17 protein-coding genes are annotated in these 17,083 nt (G+C 56.8%); 10 read left to right on the top strand and 7 right to left on the bottom strand.

The window, feature by feature from the left end:
* Positions 1 to 22: 22 nt before the first annotated feature.
* The 5 genes from FDK21_RS02435 to FDK21_RS02415 all read right to left on the bottom strand — a co-directional run bounded on the left by FDK21_RS02435 (position 23) and on the right by FDK21_RS02415 (position 7,177).
* On the bottom strand, positions 23 to 4,012 hold the full coding sequence (locus tag FDK21_RS02435; protein WP_138147386.1) for a hypothetical protein: 3,990 nt from the start codon (positions 4,010 to 4,012) through the stop codon (positions 23 to 25).
* Positions 4,013 to 4,269: 257 nt separating this feature from the next.
* On the bottom strand, positions 4,270 to 4,977 hold the full coding sequence (locus tag FDK21_RS02430) for a hypothetical protein (protein WP_114009348.1): 708 nt from the start codon (positions 4,975 to 4,977) through the stop codon (positions 4,270 to 4,272).
* Positions 4,974 to 5,501, bottom strand: a complete 528-nt coding sequence (locus FDK21_RS02425; RefSeq protein WP_114009349.1) for a DUF6468 domain-containing protein — start codon at positions 5,499 to 5,501, stop codon at positions 4,974 to 4,976. Before FDK21_RS02425 ends, FDK21_RS02430 begins: the two co-directional genes overlap by 4 nt.
* Complete coding sequence (gene fliM / locus FDK21_RS02420) at positions 5,502 to 6,668, bottom strand: flagellar motor switch protein FliM (RefSeq protein ID WP_138147385.1); 1,167 nt, start codon at positions 6,666 to 6,668, stop codon at positions 5,502 to 5,504.
* Positions 6,669 to 6,676: 8 nt separating this feature from the next.
* Positions 6,677 to 7,177: a flagellar basal body-associated FliL family protein gene (locus FDK21_RS02415; RefSeq protein WP_138147384.1), complete on the bottom strand. Its 501-nt coding sequence runs from the start codon at positions 7,175 to 7,177 to the stop codon at positions 6,677 to 6,679.
* A 280-nt stretch (positions 7,178 to 7,457) separates the two neighbouring features.
* Here FDK21_RS02415 and FDK21_RS02410 point away from each other — a divergent pair, with 280 nt between their 5' ends.
* From FDK21_RS02410 to flgH, 4 genes are read left to right on the top strand one after another with little or no spacing between them, the layout of a single operon-like run.
* Complete coding sequence (locus FDK21_RS02410; protein ID WP_138147383.1) at positions 7,458 to 8,198, top strand: flagellar hook-basal body complex protein; 741 nt, start codon at positions 7,458 to 7,460, stop codon at positions 8,196 to 8,198.
* A 26-nt stretch (positions 8,199 to 8,224) separates the two neighbouring features.
* Complete coding sequence (flgG, locus tag FDK21_RS02405) at positions 8,225 to 9,010, top strand: flagellar basal-body rod protein FlgG (RefSeq protein ID WP_114009353.1); 786 nt, start codon at positions 8,225 to 8,227, stop codon at positions 9,008 to 9,010.
* Between the two features lie 9 nt (positions 9,011 to 9,019).
* Positions 9,020 to 10,078 (top strand): flagellar basal body P-ring formation chaperone FlgA, encoded by a 1,059-nt coding sequence (gene flgA, locus FDK21_RS02400; RefSeq protein ID WP_138147382.1) that lies wholly within the window; start codon positions 9,020 to 9,022, stop codon positions 10,076 to 10,078.
* A complete protein-coding gene (gene flgH, locus FDK21_RS02395) occupies positions 10,078 to 10,827 on the top strand; it encodes a flagellar basal body L-ring protein FlgH (protein WP_114009355.1) in 750 nt (249 codons plus the stop codon). The genes flgA and flgH overlap by 1 nt, the downstream gene beginning before the upstream one ends.
* Before the next feature lie 304 nt (positions 10,828 to 11,131).
* Here flgH and dksA read toward each other — a convergent pair whose 3' ends face one another.
* Both dksA and FDK21_RS02385 read right to left on the bottom strand, forming a co-directional pair.
* Positions 11,132 to 11,548 carry an RNA polymerase-binding protein DksA gene (dksA, locus tag FDK21_RS02390; protein WP_114009356.1) on the bottom strand — a complete coding sequence of 139 codons (417 nt, stop codon included), beginning with the start codon at positions 11,546 to 11,548 and terminating at the stop codon, positions 11,132 to 11,134.
* 162 nt (positions 11,549 to 11,710) lie between these two features.
* Complete coding sequence (locus FDK21_RS02385; protein ID WP_114009357.1) at positions 11,711 to 12,139, bottom strand: flagellar assembly protein FliX; 429 nt, start codon at positions 12,137 to 12,139, stop codon at positions 11,711 to 11,713.
* A gap of 309 nt (positions 12,140 to 12,448) precedes the next feature.
* Here FDK21_RS02385 and FDK21_RS02380 point away from each other — a divergent pair, with 309 nt between their 5' ends.
* From FDK21_RS02380 to FDK21_RS02355, 6 genes are read left to right on the top strand one after another with little or no spacing between them, the layout of a single operon-like run.
* Positions 12,449 to 13,558 carry a flagellar basal body P-ring protein FlgI gene (locus FDK21_RS02380; RefSeq protein ID WP_114009358.1) on the top strand — a complete coding sequence of 370 codons (1,110 nt, stop codon included), beginning with the start codon at positions 12,449 to 12,451 and terminating at the stop codon, positions 13,556 to 13,558.
* Entirely contained in the window at positions 13,558 to 13,863 is a 306-nt protein-coding gene (locus FDK21_RS02375) for a rod-binding protein (protein ID WP_138147381.1), read from the top strand. The genes FDK21_RS02380 and FDK21_RS02375 overlap by 1 nt, the downstream gene beginning before the upstream one ends.
* A gap of 1 nt (position 13,864) precedes the next feature.
* A complete protein-coding gene (locus tag FDK21_RS02370; RefSeq protein ID WP_114009360.1) occupies positions 13,865 to 14,371 on the top strand; it encodes a hypothetical protein in 507 nt (168 codons plus the stop codon).
* 37 nt (positions 14,372 to 14,408) lie between these two features.
* Positions 14,409 to 14,996, top strand: coding sequence for an HAD-IIIA family hydrolase (locus tag FDK21_RS02365; RefSeq protein WP_138147380.1), 588 nt, complete (start codon positions 14,409 to 14,411; stop codon positions 14,994 to 14,996).
* Positions 14,993 to 15,700 carry a sugar phosphate nucleotidyltransferase gene (locus tag FDK21_RS02360; RefSeq protein WP_138147379.1) on the top strand — a complete coding sequence of 236 codons (708 nt, stop codon included), beginning with the start codon at positions 14,993 to 14,995 and terminating at the stop codon, positions 15,698 to 15,700. The genes FDK21_RS02365 and FDK21_RS02360 overlap by 4 nt, the downstream gene beginning before the upstream one ends.
* A 2-nt stretch (positions 15,701 to 15,702) precedes the next feature.
* Complete coding sequence (locus tag FDK21_RS02355) at positions 15,703 to 17,082, top strand: CBS domain-containing protein (protein ID WP_114009363.1); 1,380 nt, start codon at positions 15,703 to 15,705, stop codon at positions 17,080 to 17,082.
* Position 17,083: the final 1 nt, after the last annotated feature.

The raw sequence follows: 17,083 nt of genomic DNA, 5'->3' as shown, positions 1-17,083 counted from the left end.
GGGCCAGTTTCGACTGAATCATTCAGACTTGCGGGTTGTCTGCCGGAGGCACGTCTTCAGGAGGGGCAGCCTGTTCCTCTGCCAATTTGCTGTCATCGCCTTTCAGATAGCGGGACCGATATTCGGTAAGGAACCGCTCCATCGTATTGATGCCTGCAATTTGCTGCGCAACAGCGTGGAACTCCTCACCATTGCGTTCAATTGGCAGCGTCACAACATCGAACGCACCAGCAACCGGTGTGGCTGACATTTTCTCGGCATATTTGCGACGCAGGCGATCAAGACCCAGCTTGTCATCTGCCAGACTGTAGGCGATGCCAGCGCGCAGAATGTTGGTTTGCTCCTGATCATCAAGCGCGGCAGCGAGGCTCCAGCGATCGCCCAGCATCATTTCGGTCTGTTCAGCCACATCCTGCCAACGCTTCGCATCCCACATGATATCGGCCCGCAACTGGTCCACATCGCCCCCTTGCAAAGGCTTCAGCAAATCAAGCGCCAGACTAACTTTATTCAACTGAGCCAACGACTTGGCTTCCACCAGTCGCCGCTGCCGTTCCACCGACAAAGGCAATTGGGACTGCCGTGTCCGGCGCAAGGTATCAAGGGCCATGTTCGGCTTGCTATCAAGCAGGTAGATTAACGCCAGATCGGCTGCAATCTGAGAGCGCGCGGCGCCTTTCAGGCGGTTGTCCACCTGATGTTTCAACAACTCGGACGCCCGATCCAGGAGATCAACCTCGACCAGCTTGTCTGCCAGCCGCCGCACCATTTCGTCCCCACGGCGACCAACAGGTGTCAGCTCACGAAAATCGTAATAAAGCGACAGCGCCTTGATGGCCGACAATTCATTGACCTTGCCATCGAGAAACAGCGATGAGAAGACGGCATTCATCTCTTCCTGCAACACCCGCGAAATCTCGGAGGCAGGATCGGAATCGGCTGCCGCCTTCAGGGTTTCAAAGGCGTTGCGATATTCTTTCTTGTCGACATAATAGTGCGCCAGTGTGCGAAGCGCATTCAACTCCACCTCATCACCGCGCCAGATTGTCGTCAGGCCTTCCAGTTCTTCAATTGCCTGATCGACATTGATCTGGTCTTCCTGACGCCGCAGCTTGACATCTTGCAGCCACGCATCATTGGCAATCGGCAGATACTTGGTATCGCGCGCCGCCTTGAACGCCTCAGAGGCTTCCTGGGCATCATTGCGGGCCACAGCGATTTTGCCGCGCAGCAGATTGTAACGCGCCACCCCTTGAGCATCCAGATAGGCAGGATTGACTTCGGCCAATGCCGCCGTGGCACTGCCGAACTGCTGATCGAGATAGGCGATCTCAACCCCATCGAGCAGCATCATCTGCCGCACTTTCATGCTGTAATCTTGCGCCACGGTGGCCGCCAGATCCAGCGCATCGTCAGCCTCGCGCCAGCGGCCCGAACGGGCTGCCGCCAAACCACGCCAAACCGAGGCATCCGGATCATTTTCGAATTCCGGATGATTCAAACGACGAAAGGCCGACTCGGGTCGACCTGCAAACAATTCCGCGGCGGAATAGAGCGTTCGAAACCCCTTGCCCCGGGCAAATTCAGGGGCGGCATCCTCAATCATTTGCAGATGCCCGAGCGCTTCGAACGCATATCCATTGGCCACCAGCAACTTGGACAGCGCCAATTGGCTCTGGATCGCCATCAAGTCAGTATAGTTGGAAAGCTTTCGTTCCAGATCCTGCCGCTTGCGCGAGAACTGTACCGGTGTCTTCGCCGCTAGCTTGTCGAGATTGAGAAAGGTCTCCCGCACCCGGCTGCCATTGTTGGTCAAGGCGCTGACATCCGCCGCACCAGGCTGGGCATTGGATATGGTCAAGCCCCGGTTCGAACTGATATAGACATAGCCTTCATCACGCGCCAGCAGCAAATCATCGACATGTTCGGCCAGAGCAATGCCATGCGCGGAAATCAAGGCGGTAAAATCGACAAATCGTTGCCCCTTGACGAAGCCGCGAGCAGGACCAAAACCGGTGACCACGTGCAAATTCTCACCCGTACCCGGATCGCGCAATTTCAGCACCGTGCCGGAGCGTTCAAACTTCACCCGCATGGCCGACCGTCCGTCGCTAACCTTGGTGCGTGACATATGTAGCGGTTTGGTCGGCTCAACCACCATGTCACCAATAGTCAGCAGCCAGCCATAGCCTTCGGGAGAAAAGGTCACGAGGCGGGGATTCTTCATCGGAATGCGCAACACGGCTGTCGCACCGGCACGCCAGACCTCGATATCATCGGAAAAAGCCGACAAATGCTCGCGCGCTGCTGCCACATCTAGGTCCAGCACCGTATCGAAGACTGCCCAGATAACCCCGTTACGCCGAAACACTGCCGATGACGTCGGATTCTTGAACGGGAAGAACAGGCGCACACTGCGGCCAAATGTCTTGGCTTCGACGCGCAGACTCTGTGAGGTCAGGTCAGCACCCTGCCCTTGCATCCGTTCAGCATTGCTGCGCACCATGGCAGGCATCGCCGTCTGCGGTTGCGTTTCGTCAGTCGCCCCGGCAGCATCCGTGCTTTGAGGCGCAGCAGGCTGCGGGGGTTGCGGCACTGGCTGGGTCGCAGGCTGAACCGGATTGGTTACCTGCTGCACGGGTGCCGGTTGAAACATCTGAGGCTTGATCGGATCTCCCTCAGTCGCCTGTTCAGTCGCCTGCAATGGTGCACGCGGTTGAGGCATGGGGGGCATTGCGGGCTGCTGTGGCGCTGGCACTGCCGATGTTGGATCTTCCGCCGGGCGAGGCAAAGGTTGACCAGCCTCAGGAGCCTGCGCCGGTTGTTGTTGCGGTTGCGGTTGTGGCACAGTCTGGTTGGCGACCGGCTCAACAAAAGGCTCGGACACATTGCCCGAGGCAGTTGGCCCAAGGATCAGTTTGCTCGGCCCCGAAGAAGCCGACAGATCGTCTGCAACACCGAGAATCTGTGCGCCATCGGGAGCGATGGTCACTGTGCGTGGTGTCATGTCGATGCCCTTGGCCACCAGCACACCGGTATCACCGGGCTTGGAGACGGCCCGCGTCACATGCTCTTCCGCGCCCTTTGCATCAAACAGCGACTTGTCGCCAGTGATATCAATAATATAGGTGTTGTTCTCGCGAAACGCCCGTACATCGGCATTCTTGGCAACAATCAGCGTAAATTTTGCTCTTCCCTCTTCCATGCTCATCTGCATGTCGCGCACCAGTCCCGGCAGGGACGTGCGCAACTCGGACAGATCCACATCGGTCTGGTGATTGAAGAACAGATTGACCGCCTCCCCTCGACGTTCAAAGGTCGAGTCGAACGGAATGTTCCAGATGAAGGCAAAACGAGAAAAGGTTGGATGATCGCCAATGCGGACATCCAGCTTTGGTTTCACCCGGGTGGCGCTTTCCTGCTGCTGCAGCGAGCGCGCCAACCGCAACGCTTCTTCCGCACGCCGTGCGAGCTCGGTGACGATCTCCGCCGGAAGAGACGGAGGAAGCCCGGCCCAGCTTTGCGGCAGCAGGTCGACAAACAGCCGCTCCCCAGCCTCCATCGTGTTGATCCGCACCCCTTCTTTCAGGGCAATCCGCAAGCCCTTGCCATCTGGGTCGAGGCGCGCAACGGTCACATAGTCGGGCAGGATTTGTGCCAGGGTCGCCACTGTATTGGACTGCATCCGCTCATCAAAGCGGACCACAAACACGCTGTTATTCTGCTTGATCGAATAACCCGGCAGCAGATTGCGCCCGGCAAAGTTGAGGACGATCCGACCGTAGCCTTCTTCCCTCGTCGTGGTAATTTCGAGCGAGCCCTTGTCGCTGCCTTCCAACGAGGGATCAGGCGCGCGCTGCTGCGCAACCGTCAGGGAAGGCGCAAGGATCAAGAACCATGACAAGACGAGCAGGAAGGCCAGCTGGCTGCGCGAAATCACGCACCCAAAAGCCTGCCCGATCCTCTCGGACCATGCATGCTTCATCCTACCATCTTGATCCAAACTGGACATCGACTGTCTCCGCCTTCTCATTCTTCGCTTCATGCCTGCTGGTGATGCGTGGTCACAAACTGGGTGACACTCTGCAGTTCACTGAGCTGCAATGAAACAAATATATGGGAAAATGCTTTATCGTCGCTTACCACAATCTCATATTGTCCGCTTTGCATCCGCTTTTCCAACAGATGCATCAGATGCCCCCGAAACGGGACATCTGAGCGTAGTCGCCTGATCTGTCCGAGCGGCTCACACCTTCAAGACAGACGCCCTTAGTTGCCAATCTGAGGCAATGTGTTGGATTCGAGATTCTTGACGTCCTGTTCCAGCGTGTTGCCCTTGGCAATCGCAAGGCTCAGAGCCCCTGCAGCATCGGCGCGCATCTGCCCCATGATGGCGGCAACCTTGCGTGGATTCATCATTTTGACGATCTCAAGCAAGACACCGGGTTCCAGCACTTCGAAAATCTGCGCGGCCTGTTTCGGCTTCATCGACTGATACATCGCCACCAACTTGCCAAGATCCTCTTCCTGTTCCTGATTGCGCTTGCTGGTGGCCTGCTTGATGGAAGCTTCCAGTGCCTTGAGCTCATCGACCCGTTTTTCCAACCGTTTCTCGGCAGCATTGAGCAGGGCTTCGCGCATTTCAATGCTCTTGGCACGCTCATCCAACTCTTCGCGACGCTCCGACAAACGCTCCAGAATAGCCAGCTCGGAGCGCGAACTTTCGGACGGATCCACCTTCATCCCTTCAATCAGCGAAGTGGGTTCCTCTGTGTTCGCGGCACCATTGGTGTTGGCTGGCGCATCGGCGGGGGTCTCAGCAGGCGCTGCCTGTTGGCCCGGCTGTGTCTCCTGTGCCAAGGCAGGCGCAGTCGAAACAAAAAGCATATCGCTATTGAAAACCAGATGCGTCACCTTGATGAACAGCAATCCAGTCACGGCCACCAACAGGGTTGGCAACAGACGAAGATTGGTCATGCCGCAACCCCTCTCTTTTGTCGAATGGCCATCAGGCGCTCGGACGTCGCCGCAGCAACATCCTTCAACCGGCGCGGGCTTTCCACTGCCTCAACCACCGGAGCATTGCTGTAATGGTCCGCCTCACCATAAGCGTTGGCATAACCAGGCTCTGGCAATTCATAGCCACGCGGCGCTGCGAGCGGCTGACTTGGTGCGGCACCACGCACAGCGTCGGAAATCTTGACGAGGCGTCCCACGACCCCTTCGCCCTGATCGACATAATGCTGCAACTCACCGGAAAGCCGTTCGGCCTCACGCAGGCGATGAGCCAGATTGCGATCACAGTCACCGGCGGTAGCCTTCAGACCAAGGATCGCCCGTTCGGCAATTTCAGTCGCGGTGATCAGCTCGGCGATGGTCGCCCGCAACGCTTCCTCGTCGTTGCGCAACCGCTTCAAACGCCGATTGAGCGTCACACAATAGCTGATTGTCAGAACGAGCAACAGCGCCACCAGCAACTCAATCATCATCCCAACAGACATCTATTCACCCTTTCCGGATCCGCCCTGTGCCGCTTTTTCAAACGCAGCCAGAGTCATTTTTGGTTTGGCGAGCTTATTGGACAGCTGCACCGAAATATTGCCGTTATGTTGCCCCATGACACCATCCGTCAGATGAACCCCTCCGGTCTTCAGACTGACAGGATCTGTCGGTCCGGTCTCCAGCATCAGGGTTTGCCCGACATCCAGTTTCATCACTTCGTTCAGCGACATTTTCTTGTCAAACAGGACCGCATCGAGCTCGATTTCCGACAGAAACACCTCTGTCGCCAGATGGCCTTCCCAGATTTGGTCGCGCCCGAACTTCTCCCCCATGAACATCTGCAGGAGAAGGTCTCGAATCGGCTCGATGGTAGCATAAGGCAGCAGCAATTCGATCTTGCCGCCCCGGTCTTCCATATCAATTCTGAGTTCAACAAGGATCGCTGCGTTGGCAGGCCGTGAAATGGCCGCAAACCGCGGATTGGTCTCAAGTCGTTCCAGCAAGAACTTGACCGGCGAGAGCGGAGCAAAGGCCGCTTCCGCATCCTCAAGCACGATCTCGATCATCTGGCGCACCAGATTGAGCTCGATGGTCGTATAGGGACGTCCTTCGACACGGATTGCCGACGTACCGCGTCCACCGCCCAGCAACACATCAATGATCGAATAGATCAGGCTGGAATCGACCGTAATCAGACCCAGATTGTCCCATTCCTCGGCCTTGAAGACCGTCAAGATCGCAGGCAACGGGATCGAGTTGAGATAATCGCCAAACCGGATGGAAGTGATTGAATCCAGCGAAACCTCAACGTTGTCGGATGTAAAATTGCGCAAACTGGTGGTCGTCATCCTGACCAGACGATCGAAGACGATTTCCAGCATGGGAAGACGTTCATACGAAACGATCGCGGAATCGATCAGGGCACGGACACCACTGCGCTCGCCCGCGAAGCCATCATCAAGACTGAAACCGAGCAGATTGTCGATCTCTTCCTGATTGAGCACGCGGTCCGCGCCACGGGACGCCCCTTCTTCACCATCGATCGGCTCGTCGATCATGGCCGCCCACTGCGCAGCCATTTCATCGGCACTACCGGCGCCCTGCTCCTCAAGAGCCGCGCCCCAGTCCGCCATCAGGTCTACGCTGTCATCATCGTCGTCAGCCATCTCAACCCCTACTGGATAAGGATTTCCTTGAACAGGATATCATTCACCTTGACCGGATAAATCGCATCATTGATCCGCTTGAGAAGCTCCCGCTTCAAACGGAACAGACCAGCAGACCCTTCCAGATCCGAAGTCCGAAGCTCCCGCAAATAGACCTGGAAAGCATCCAGAACCCGCGGCATAAAAGGCTCGATCCTACGGGCCTGCTCCTGACTGTTCATCTCAAGGGACACCTTGATGCGCAAATACTGCGCCCGACGGCTCTTCGAGTTCAGGTTAACAGTCATCTCAGGAAGATCGTAGAAATAGGCCTTTGCTTCCGGCTCTGCATTGGGATCATTCTCCGGCTCAACCACCTCGTCGGATGACATCATCAGAAAATAGTAAGCAGCACCGCCGCCGCCCAACAACAGCACGAGCGCAAGCGCGATGATGATGATCAGCTTTTTCTTGCCACCAGAGCCTTTGCCCTCGGCACCTTCTTCATCAATTTCGACTTCGTCAGCCATTGCGATTCCAAATTAGAAACGATTCATAAATCATGGTTAATGACTCTTATTAAATAGCGTTAAAATGGTTAACAAAACCTTTCCAGCGGCCAGTCGGCAACTTTTTCCCACTAGGCATTTTCACCCCCTCATTCCTGCCCAGCCACACGCATCGAACCCAAGACATCCCGAGCATTTCTGCCATTTTTAAAGTTGGCACGCATTATGCAAGACATAGGCCGAACGCACCGTGCTGGGGAGCGAGCGTGCGCATCATTTGGGAGCAAAGTGGTTAACGGTTATGGAGAACTCACAACTCATCGGCCTGTCGAGACAGATGGTCTTGCGACGCAAGATGGATGTCATCGCCAACAATCTGGCCAACATCAACACTGCCGGCTACAAGGCCGACAATCTGATGTTCAAGGAACATCTGATGCCAGTGGCACGGATGAATGAATTTCAATCGTCCGATCGCAAGCTGTCCTATGTCGAGGATGATCGCATCGCGCATAAGTTTGCACCCGGTGCCGTTGTTGACACTGGCAATCCGGTCAATGCTGCCCTCAACGATGAAAAATCCTTTTTCGTGGTTCAGGGCCCGGGCGGCGAACGGTATACCCGCAACGGTGAATTTGACATCAACGCGCAAGGTCAGCTGGTCACCTCCGATGGCCTTCCGGTCGTCGGTCAGGACGGACCGATCCTCTTCACCACCGAAGACACCAACATCTCCATCTCCCGTGACGGCCTGATCACATCAGATCGTGGCGAGGTTGGCCGCTTTCAGGTTGTCACCTTCAACGACATGCAGTCTCTCAAGAAAGAGGGATATTCACTGTTTGCCGGTGAAAACCCAGTTCCTGTCGATGCTCCTGTCGTTCTGGGCGGCCGTGTTGAACGCTCCAACGTCCAAGGCGTCGTCGAAATTTCCCGCATGATTCAGGTAACCCGCTCCTACACGTCCCTCGCCAAGGCCTTGAGCCAGGTCTCGGAACTGCGCTCCAACGCGATTGACACACTCGGCAAGCTTCAGGCTTGACGCAGCAATAGACAAGGAAAACCGATATGAGAGCCCTCTATATTGCGTCAACCGGCATGCTGGCACAGGAACGCAACGTCGAAGTAACATCGAACAACATCGCCAACATGCGGACGACTGGCTTCAAAAAATTCCGCGCCGAATTTCAGGATCTGCTCTATCAGGATTTGCGCCGGACCGGCTCCTCGACCTCAGCCACAGGAACCACCGTACCGGTTGGCATCCAGATTGGTTCTGGTGTCCGGGTCGCCGCCACCTCGCGCATCATGTCCCAGGGGTCGGTAGAAAATACCGGCAAGGAGCTCGACGTTGCCATTCGGGGCCAAGGCTTCTTCCAGATCACCATGCCTGATGGCCGGGTTGGCTACACACGGGACGGTTCCTTCGAGATCGACAACAATGGCCGTCTGGTCACCGTCGATGGCTATGAAGTCCAGCCCGGCATCACATTCCCCAATGACACCCGCGACATCACCATCAACAATGAAGGGGAAGTGCAGGTCACGACCGGCAACAGCACCGCAGTGCAGACGCTGGGTCAGCTGACCCTTGCCCGTTTCGTCAACAAAGCTGGCCTCGATGCAATGGGGGACAATCTGTATCTGGAAACCGGTGCCAGCGGTGCGCCGCAGGTCTCGACCCCCGGCACAGCAGGCTATGGCACTTTGCTGCAAAAGCATCTGGAAATGGCAAACGTCAACTCGGTCGCCGAGATTTCCGATCTGATCGCCGCCCAACGCGCCTATGAAATGAACTCGCGCGTCATCAAGGCAGCAGACGAAATGCTTTCCGCAACATCCAACCTTCGCTAGGTCATTGATATGAAACGATTCTCTTACATCGTGAAAAAGCACTGCCTGAGAAGAGGATGGGTCAGCCTCGCCTTTTCCGCAATTGCCCTGCTGTCCTTCACAGGCACCAGTCACGCCCAAGCCGCCCAAACCGCACAGGCAGAACAGGCAGCACAGAACAGGGAACCGGCCATACTGATTGACAATGTCACCGTGTCCGAGACCCTCGTTCGCCTCGGCGATCTGTTCAGAAATGCAGGCAGCCTGAGCAACAAGGCTGTCTTCCGCGCCCCGTCCATCGGTCAAAGCGGCACCATCAGCGCGCTGCGCGTGATCGACGCGGCCCGTCGCGCCGGTTTGCACCATATCGCACCAAGCGCCATTCAGACCGTACATGTGCGGCGCGCTTCCGAACTGGTCACCGAGCAGGATGTGACCGAAGGCATCAAGGCGCAATTGCGGGCCAAGGGCTATATCGCAGCCTCAGGCCGGGTCGACATGGAACTGTCCAGCCGCCTCATCGACCAGCACGCCTCCCCTGCCGTTGCACATCCCTTTGATCTGCGCAATCTGCGCTTTGATCGCAACAGCGGTCGCTTTTCGACCGACCTGTTCATCGGCGGCCGCGAGGATATCGGCACCATCCGTCTGACCGGACGGGCCATTGAAACTGTTATGGCCCCGGTCCTGACCCGCAACATGCGCCGCGGTGAGGTGGTTGCCGAAAGCGATGTGACCCTGACCCCGATGCCACGCCAGCAGGCTATACTCGCCAAACCGGCCAGCATCAAGGACATCATCGGCATGGCGACCCGTCAGCCCCTGCGGGCAGGGATCATTGCCAATGAAGGCTACTTCGTTGCCCCCGACATCGTTGAGCGTTCAGCCAACGTGACGATCCTGTTCAAGGCCGGCAGCCTGACACTGAGCATGATGGGCAAGGCCCTGACCGGCGGTGCCAAGGGGGACATCATCTCGGTCCAGAATGTCCAGACCAACCGCATCGTCCGCGCCCAAGTGATTGACCGGGGACTTCTGCAAATCAATACCCCCACCACCAGCATCGCGGCCCTGGGAGCCACAGAATAATGAAACTCTCTCACTTGCTCTCAATCAGCCTGATGGCAATTTCGCTGGCCGCTTGCGGCGCTGGTGATCGCCTGAAAAATATCGGCAAGGCCCCGGCCCTGTCCGGCATCGAAAACCCGACGGCTCAAAAAGGCTACAAACCGGTCCAGATGCCGATGCCAACTGCGCAACCGGTCAATTACAGCCCGAACTCCCTGTGGCAGACCGGGTCCCGCGCCTTCTTCAAGGATCAGCGCGCCAACCGCGTCGGCGATATCCTGACCGTCGAGGTTTCGATCACCGACAGCGCCAAGATCGACAATACCTCGAAACGGTCGCGCACCAATTCCGACAATGTCGGCCTGTCGGGCAGCATCGGCAACCAGCTTGCCAGCGTCATTCCCAAGGCTCTGATCGGCAACGGCGATCCATCCTCGCTGGCGGCCGCCACATCGGATTCAACCTCTGAAGGGTCCGGCGAGATCGACCGCTCCGAAGCCATCACCGTGACGGTCGCCGCAGTCGTTCTGCAGGTTCTGCCCAATGGCAATCTGGTGATTGAAGGACGTCAGGAAATTCGCGTCAACTTCGAGGTGCGCGAACTGTTGGTCGCTGGCATTGTCCGGCCGGAAGACATTTCGTCAGGCAACACGATCGCCTCGGAAAAAATTGCCGAAGCCCGCATCGCCTACGGCGGCAGAGGTCAACTCACCGATGTCCAGCAGCCACGCTACGGCCAGCAAGTCATGGACATCATCCTGCCATTCTGATCCAACCCGACACAACCCAACCAGAAAAGATTGAAAGCTCCCGATCCGCTGCAGACCACGCAGTGGATCACGGGACCGGCTCCAAGCTCCCCAATTTTGGAGATCCGGCTCCCTGCGTGATCCCCTAACCACCGGATCGCGCATATGGCAAGGCAAGCTCCCCAACCCTGCCTTGCTGTCCCGGCCACCAGAACCGCTCCCCAACAGGCTCTGTGGCAAACAAAAAAGGCGCGGATCCAGCTCCCGGATCCGCGTCCTTTTCATGTCTTGATTGCTTGTTTTGCAGCTGGCCTGACCCGAACGATCAATCGTCCCGATAGACCTTTTCCCGACGCTCATGGCGTTCCTGTGCCTCAATAGACAAGGTTGCCGTTGGTCGGGCATCCAGACGCTTGAGAGAGATCGGTTCGCCCGTATCCTCACAATAGCCATAGGAGCCATCCTCGATCCGCTTCAATGCGGCATCGATCTTCGAGATCAGCTTGCGCTGGCGATCCCGGGCCCTGAGCTCGATGGCGCGGTCCGTCTCGGAAGACGCCCGATCCACGAGATCCGGATGGTTTGAACTGTCATCTTGAAGGTGTTGCAAAGTCTCGCGGCTTTCGCGCAGAATATCGTCCCGCCACTTGAAAAGTTTGCGGCGGAAATATTCCGTCTGCCGTTCATTCATGAAGGGCTCATTGTCCGTTGGACGATAGTCATCTTCTATCTCGACCGACATGGGCTACCCCTTGGTTCCCTATATAAAAGACGAGGTCTATATAGATTGACATGCTCTTTTAGACAACTACCAAGTAGCAAAAAGTGAAGTTGATATTAATTTTGCCGGGTGTAATCCAACTCTTTTCCCGCCCCTTAAGACCTTCGTAGGTTTTACGAGACCTCAACCTGCGCGATGCCCCTCCAACTTTGCCAGTTCTACCTGTGCTCTCAAACCGATTTCCTCGACAAGGGCATCGATTCGCGCGTCTCCGCTTGATTCTGCCATCTCGGTCAGGCGCTCCAGCTGATGCAAAATCGACATGGACAGATTGCCGGACAACAGCCCAAGACGCACATCTTCCAGCAGATCCAACATCCGGTTGCCTTTGCGGATCGCCTTGCGCCGCTTGCCATGCAACGGATCCTCGACCCCCTGCAATGCGAGAAGCGAGGTGACATCACTCAAACCAGCAGAGTGAGAGGTCTGCTGCGCCTGGCTCGTCTGGCCACTTTCCTGCGGCACGGAAAAGCTGCTTGAGCTGCTGCGCGCACGACCTGCGGAACCCGATTTGCCAAGTTGTGTGGCTGGGTTGTTTGATTGAATGCGCATATTGCTTTACCCTTTTGGCTACTCGCTTGTGGCACCGATCACCAAACCTGGATCGACGGGCTGTGACGGCTTTTGACCTCGTTAAGGAAAAGATTAACTTATTCGGTTAACAAGCCGTTAATTGACCCGGCAATTCTTGCAGCCCGGCACTGCGCGCAACAATGACAATATGCTCAGGCGCAAAATTAAAGCAAATAAAGTCAACACCTTAAAGAAATACCTCCTTCTTGGAAAAGCTGGCATAGAGCTTGCAAAAGACAAGGGAAGACGCGTCATTTAATCAAGCCGGTTCACAAAGGTTAATCCGCAATGTCAATTCGCTCTGCTCTTCTGATTGCACTGTCTGCATTGTGCTTGGCTGTTCTGCCAGCGCAGAGTGCATCCCGGATCAAGGACATCGTCGATTTTGAAGGCATTCGAGACAACCAGCTGATCGGTTATGGTCTGGTTGTCGGCCTCAATGGCACGGGTGACTCACTGGGCAGCGCCCCCTTCACCAAGCAGAGCCTGCAGGCCATGCTGGAACGGATGGGCGTCAAGATTTCCGACAGCAACCTGAACACCAAGAATGTCGCAGCCGTCATGGTCACCGCCAATCTGCCACCCTTCAGCGTGCAGGGTTCGCGCATTGACGTTACCATCAGCGCTCTGGGTGACGCCAAGAGCCTGCAGGGCGGCACCCTGATGGTCACCCCCTTGATGGGTGCGGATGGCGAAGCCTATGCCATCGCGCAGGGCTCCATCGCAATCGGCGGCTTCTCGGCCAAAGGCGATGCCGCCACCATCACCCAAGGGGTGCCGACCGCAGGTCGCATTGCCAATGGCGGCCTTGTGGAACGCGAATTGCCCTTCAAGCTGGCCAGCATGTCCACCATGCGCCTGTCTTTGCGCAATCCGGACCTGACCACCGCCCGCCGCATCGCCCAATCGATCAATGACTTGATTGGCCAGCCGGTTGCCGAGCCTCTCAATCCAACCGAAGTGCGCCTGTCCCTGCCGCGCAATTTCAACGGCAACATGGTGGATCTGGTCACCGACATCGAACAATTGCTGATCGAACCGGACCTGCCAGCCAAGATCGTCATTGACGAGACCACCGGCATCATCGTCATGGGGCAGGAAGTCCGCGTCAGCACCGTTGCCATTGCGCAGGGCAACCTGACAGTTACCGTCTCCGAGGCTCCGCAGGTCGCCCAGCCGAACCCGTTGGCCAATGGCGAAACCACCGTCGTGCCCCGCTCTCAGGTTGATGTCTCGACAGACTCCGATAAGAAACTGGCCCTGTTGCAAGGCAGCGTGCCCCTGCGCGATCTGGTCTCCGGCCTCAACGCGCTGGGCGTCGGCCCCCGCGACATGATCTCCATCCTTCAGGCCATCAAGGCCGCAGGCGCCCTTCAGGCAGAAATCGAGGTGATGTAATGACCACTCTCAATGCAACACCTTTTTCCATCGCGCCCAATCAGGGCTTGAACTCCCAGCTCAACAGCAAGGAACAGGCGCGCGCCGTAGCCGAACAGTTTGAAGGCGTCTTTCTCAATCAGATGATGTCTGCCATGTTCGAAGGCGTGGGCAAGGATGATGCCTTCGGCGGTTCCTACGCCGAGGAAACCTATCGCGGCCTGTTGACCGAAACCTATGCCGACACCATCACCAAATCCGGCGGGATCGGCATTGCCGACTCCATCATGCGCGAATTGATCAGCCTTCAGGAAATGGAGCAATAAGATGTCCGAAGAGAACCAGACCGCCCCCAATCCTGTAACGCAGGCCGCAACCCTTGCCAAAACGCCGATCGGCAGCCCGGACGATGTCCAGCGCCTGCTCGGCGCCATCGAACAGATCATGGATAGCCTTGATGACGTGCTGGTCGAGGAAACCGACCTGCTGCGGGAAGGCAAGCTTGCAGAGGCTCTCGAGCTGGTCGAAGCAAAAAACCAACTGTCGATCCAGTATATGCTTTTGCAAAAGGCAATCACCACCAATGCCTCCCTCGTCAAGCAGCTTGCCCCGCAAGATGCCGAGCAGCTGACCCGCCGTCACCATATGTTCCAAAGCACCCTTCAGGCCAATCTGGCAGTGATCAGCACCGCGCGTGAAGTCTCTGCCGAACTGGTGGACGGGCTGAACCAGAAAGTTCAAAAGCACGGTCAGACCCAGACCTACGGTCAGTCCGGCCAGGTGCCACAACAAGTGAAGCAGCAGCGCGGTCTGTCAATCGACACCGCGTCCTGAGGCCATTGGGTCCTGCGCTGAGCAAGTGGAAGCCCTCATGACCGGTGCTCCCTATCTGATTTTTCTCGACCGGGACGGCACCCTGATCCGGCATATCCCCTATTTGTGCGATCCCGATGCCGTTGAGCTGCTGCCCGGTGTGCGCGATGGTTTGGTGCGCCTCAAGGAAGCAGGCCATTTGCTGTTTCTTCACACCAACCAGTCCGGGGTTGGTCGGGGCTATTTCACGTTGGAGCAAGCCATCGCCTGCAACGAGCGAATGATCGAGCTGCTTGCCTTCCCGTCCTCTCCCTTCGAAGCCATCTGCGTGGCACCGGAGCATCCCGACGCAGAACCGGTCCACCGCAAACCCTCCCCCCGCTTTGCCCTTGAAATGGCCAAGCGACATGACGCCACGCCCGACCAGATTGTCTATATCGGTGACGCCCCGTCCGATCTGCTGGCCGCACAAGCCGCAGGAGGTCTCGGCATTGGCGTCAATAGCGGCGACGGCCCGCTGCCCGACAGGCTGAAGGCGCAAGGGTTAGAGGCTGTCTTCCCGGTCTTTGATTGCTTTGGCGCCGCTGTCACCCATATCCTTGCGACAGACTTGGACAGCACAAAGAGGGACACGGAAACTCCATGACAAACATGCCTCTTTTGGTTTTGGCCGGGGGGTTCGGCACCCGTCTGCAATCCGTTGTCCATGATGTCCCCAAGCCGCTCGCCCCGGTTCATGGCCGCCCGTTCCTCGCCTATATGCTGGACAATTGGCGTGATGCAGGCATCCGCGATTTTGTGTTCCTGTTGCATCACCGGGCCGAACAGATCGAAGCCTTTCTGGAAGACCAGTTCGCCCAGCCCAGCTTTGAAGGTTGCAGCTGTCGCTCCATCATCGAGGCTCAGCCTCTGGGCACCGGAGGGTCTTTAGCCAATGCCTTGGCAGAGCTTGCCATTGAGGAGACATTCCTTGCCACCAATGCCGACACCTGGCTGCCAGCCGGAATGGAAACCATGGTCAAGGCAGACGGGCAAGCCATGGCCATTACCCATGTCGAGAATGCCAACCGCTATGGCCGCGTTCAATTCGACAAAAACCGGATCATTGCCTTTGAAGAAAAACAGAACCAAAGCGAGTCGGGCTGGATCAATGCAGGCATTTATCGCCTCAATCCGCACTGTCTGACCGATTGGGATGGATCATTTCTGTCGTTGGAGGCTGAGATTCTGCCGAAACTGGTGAAATCCGGCGCAATCCGCGCCATCAAGATCGATTGTGCCTTCATCGACATTGGCGTTCCTGCTGATTATGAGTATTTTCAAGCGATGATCGCAGAACAGGGAATCTAGCAGTGCCTCTCGATAAATTTCAGATCCATCAGAATGCCACACTTCGGGAAACGCTGGTCAAGATCGAGAAAAATCACGAAGGCTGCATTCTGGTGACCGATGATGCGGATCGGGTCATTGCTATTGCCACCGACGGCGACATCCGGCGCAAACTGCTCGCGGACATGACCCTCGAAGACCCGATTAGCCATTGCGGCAATGCCGATTTCATGGCCGCTGACTTGAAAACCCCGCGCGAGTTGCTGCTTAAACAGCTTGATCAGAAAATTCGACTGATCCCGGTGCTCGATGAGGATGGCAAGTTGGTGCAGGTCGTCACCAAAAAACACGTCCCGATCCAGATTGAGGAACCGGTCTATGCCCGCGCCCGCGCGCCCGTCCGGGTCAGCTTTGGCGGCGGCGGGTCGGACCTGACCCACTTTTTCTCTGATCATCAGGGCGCGGTGATCAATTCCACCATTTCCTCCTATTCCCACGCCACCTTGCGCAAACGCAAGGATTTGAAGGTGATCATTTCGTCCCTTGATCTGGGCGAGACCCTCAAGGCTGACAATCTGCAAGAGGCTTTCACCAAACCGGGGCCCTTCAATCTGATTTTGGCTCTGCTGCGCACCATCCAGCCAGCCTTCGGCTTTGAACTCTATGTCAATTCTGACTTCCCGCTAAAATCCGGCCTTGGCGGCTCGTCGGCGGTGTCGGCTGCCATCCTTGGCTGCTTCAACCAGTTCCGGCAGGACCGTTGGGACCGCCATGAACTGGCCGAACTGGCCTTTCAGGCCGAACGCCTCTATCTCGACATTGCCGGCGGTTGGCAGGACCAATATGCGACCGTTTTCGGCGGCTTCAACTTCATGGAATTCGGCATGGAGCAGACGGTGGTCAATCCCTTGCGGATCAATGACGACATCCTGTTCGAACTGGAAGAAAGTCTCGTGCTGTGCAACACCGGCACCGTGCATGAATCCGGCGAAATCCACGATGATCAGCGCAAGACCATGTTGAATGCCGAAATCCGCGCGCTGGTCAGCCGCTCGGTTGAGCTGACCTACCAGCTGCGCAACGATCTGCTGCGCGGCCGCCTGATGCAATTTGGCCAAAGCCTGCATGAATTATGGAAGATCAAGCGCCAATTGAGCGGCAAAATCAGCACCGACGAACTTGATCGCATTTATGATGCGGCCCTCGAACTGGGGGCCATTGGCGGCAAGATTTTGGGCGCTGGCGGCGGCGGCTTTTTCCTTTTTTATGTTCCGCCCTTCAAAAAGCATAAAGTCATGACCGGTTTGCAGGCCATGGGCCTGACGACCCTGCCCTTCCGCTTTGAAGCTGATGGCCTGAATGCCTGGACCATCCGCGAAGGCAAGCAATCCCTCGAAGATTAGT

The sequence above is a fragment of the Cohaesibacter sp. CAU 1516 genome (assembly GCF_005771485.1).
Lineage (GTDB): Bacteria > Pseudomonadota > Alphaproteobacteria > Rhizobiales > Cohaesibacteraceae > Cohaesibacter > Cohaesibacter intestini.
This window is presented reverse-complemented; position numbering and strand designations above follow the sequence as displayed.

What these genes read in the sequence shown, in the direction of transcription:
- FDK21_RS02435 (WP_138147386.1), bottom strand. Translation starts at nt 4,012, where the DNA reads ATGTCCAGTTTGGATCAAGATGGTAGGATGAAGCATGCATGGTCCGAG.
- flgA (WP_138147382.1), top strand. Translation starts at nt 9,020, where the DNA reads ATGAAACGATTCTCTTACATCGTGAAAAAGCACTGCCTGAGAAGAGGA.
- FDK21_RS02360 (WP_138147379.1), top strand. Translation starts at nt 14,993, where the DNA reads ATGACAAACATGCCTCTTTTGGTTTTGGCCGGGGGGTTCGGCACCCGT.
- FDK21_RS02385 (WP_114009357.1), bottom strand. Translation starts at nt 12,139, where the DNA reads ATGCGCATTCAATCAAACAACCCAGCCACACAACTTGGCAAATCGGGT.
- fliM (WP_138147385.1), bottom strand. Translation starts at nt 6,668, where the DNA reads ATGGCTGACGACGATGATGACAGCGTAGACCTGATGGCGGACTGGGGC.
- FDK21_RS02415 (WP_138147384.1), bottom strand. Translation starts at nt 7,177, where the DNA reads ATGGCTGACGAAGTCGAAATTGATGAAGAAGGTGCCGAGGGCAAAGGC.
- FDK21_RS02430 (WP_114009348.1), bottom strand. Translation starts at nt 4,977, where the DNA reads ATGACCAATCTTCGTCTGTTGCCAACCCTGTTGGTGGCCGTGACTGGA.
- FDK21_RS02380 (WP_114009358.1), top strand. Translation starts at nt 12,449, where the DNA reads ATGTCAATTCGCTCTGCTCTTCTGATTGCACTGTCTGCATTGTGCTTG.
- FDK21_RS02365 (WP_138147380.1), top strand. Translation starts at nt 14,409, where the DNA reads ATGACCGGTGCTCCCTATCTGATTTTTCTCGACCGGGACGGCACCCTG.
- dksA (WP_114009356.1), bottom strand. Translation starts at nt 11,548, where the DNA reads ATGTCGGTCGAGATAGAAGATGACTATCGTCCAACGGACAATGAGCCC.
- FDK21_RS02410 (WP_138147383.1), top strand. Translation starts at nt 7,458, where the DNA reads ATGGAGAACTCACAACTCATCGGCCTGTCGAGACAGATGGTCTTGCGA.
- flgG (WP_114009353.1), top strand. Translation starts at nt 8,225, where the DNA reads ATGAGAGCCCTCTATATTGCGTCAACCGGCATGCTGGCACAGGAACGC.
- FDK21_RS02370 (WP_114009360.1), top strand. Translation starts at nt 13,865, where the DNA reads ATGTCCGAAGAGAACCAGACCGCCCCCAATCCTGTAACGCAGGCCGCA.
- FDK21_RS02425 (WP_114009349.1), bottom strand. Translation starts at nt 5,501, where the DNA reads ATGTCTGTTGGGATGATGATTGAGTTGCTGGTGGCGCTGTTGCTCGTT.
- flgH (WP_114009355.1), top strand. Translation starts at nt 10,078, where the DNA reads ATGAAACTCTCTCACTTGCTCTCAATCAGCCTGATGGCAATTTCGCTG.
- FDK21_RS02375 (WP_138147381.1), top strand. Translation starts at nt 13,558, where the DNA reads ATGACCACTCTCAATGCAACACCTTTTTCCATCGCGCCCAATCAGGGC.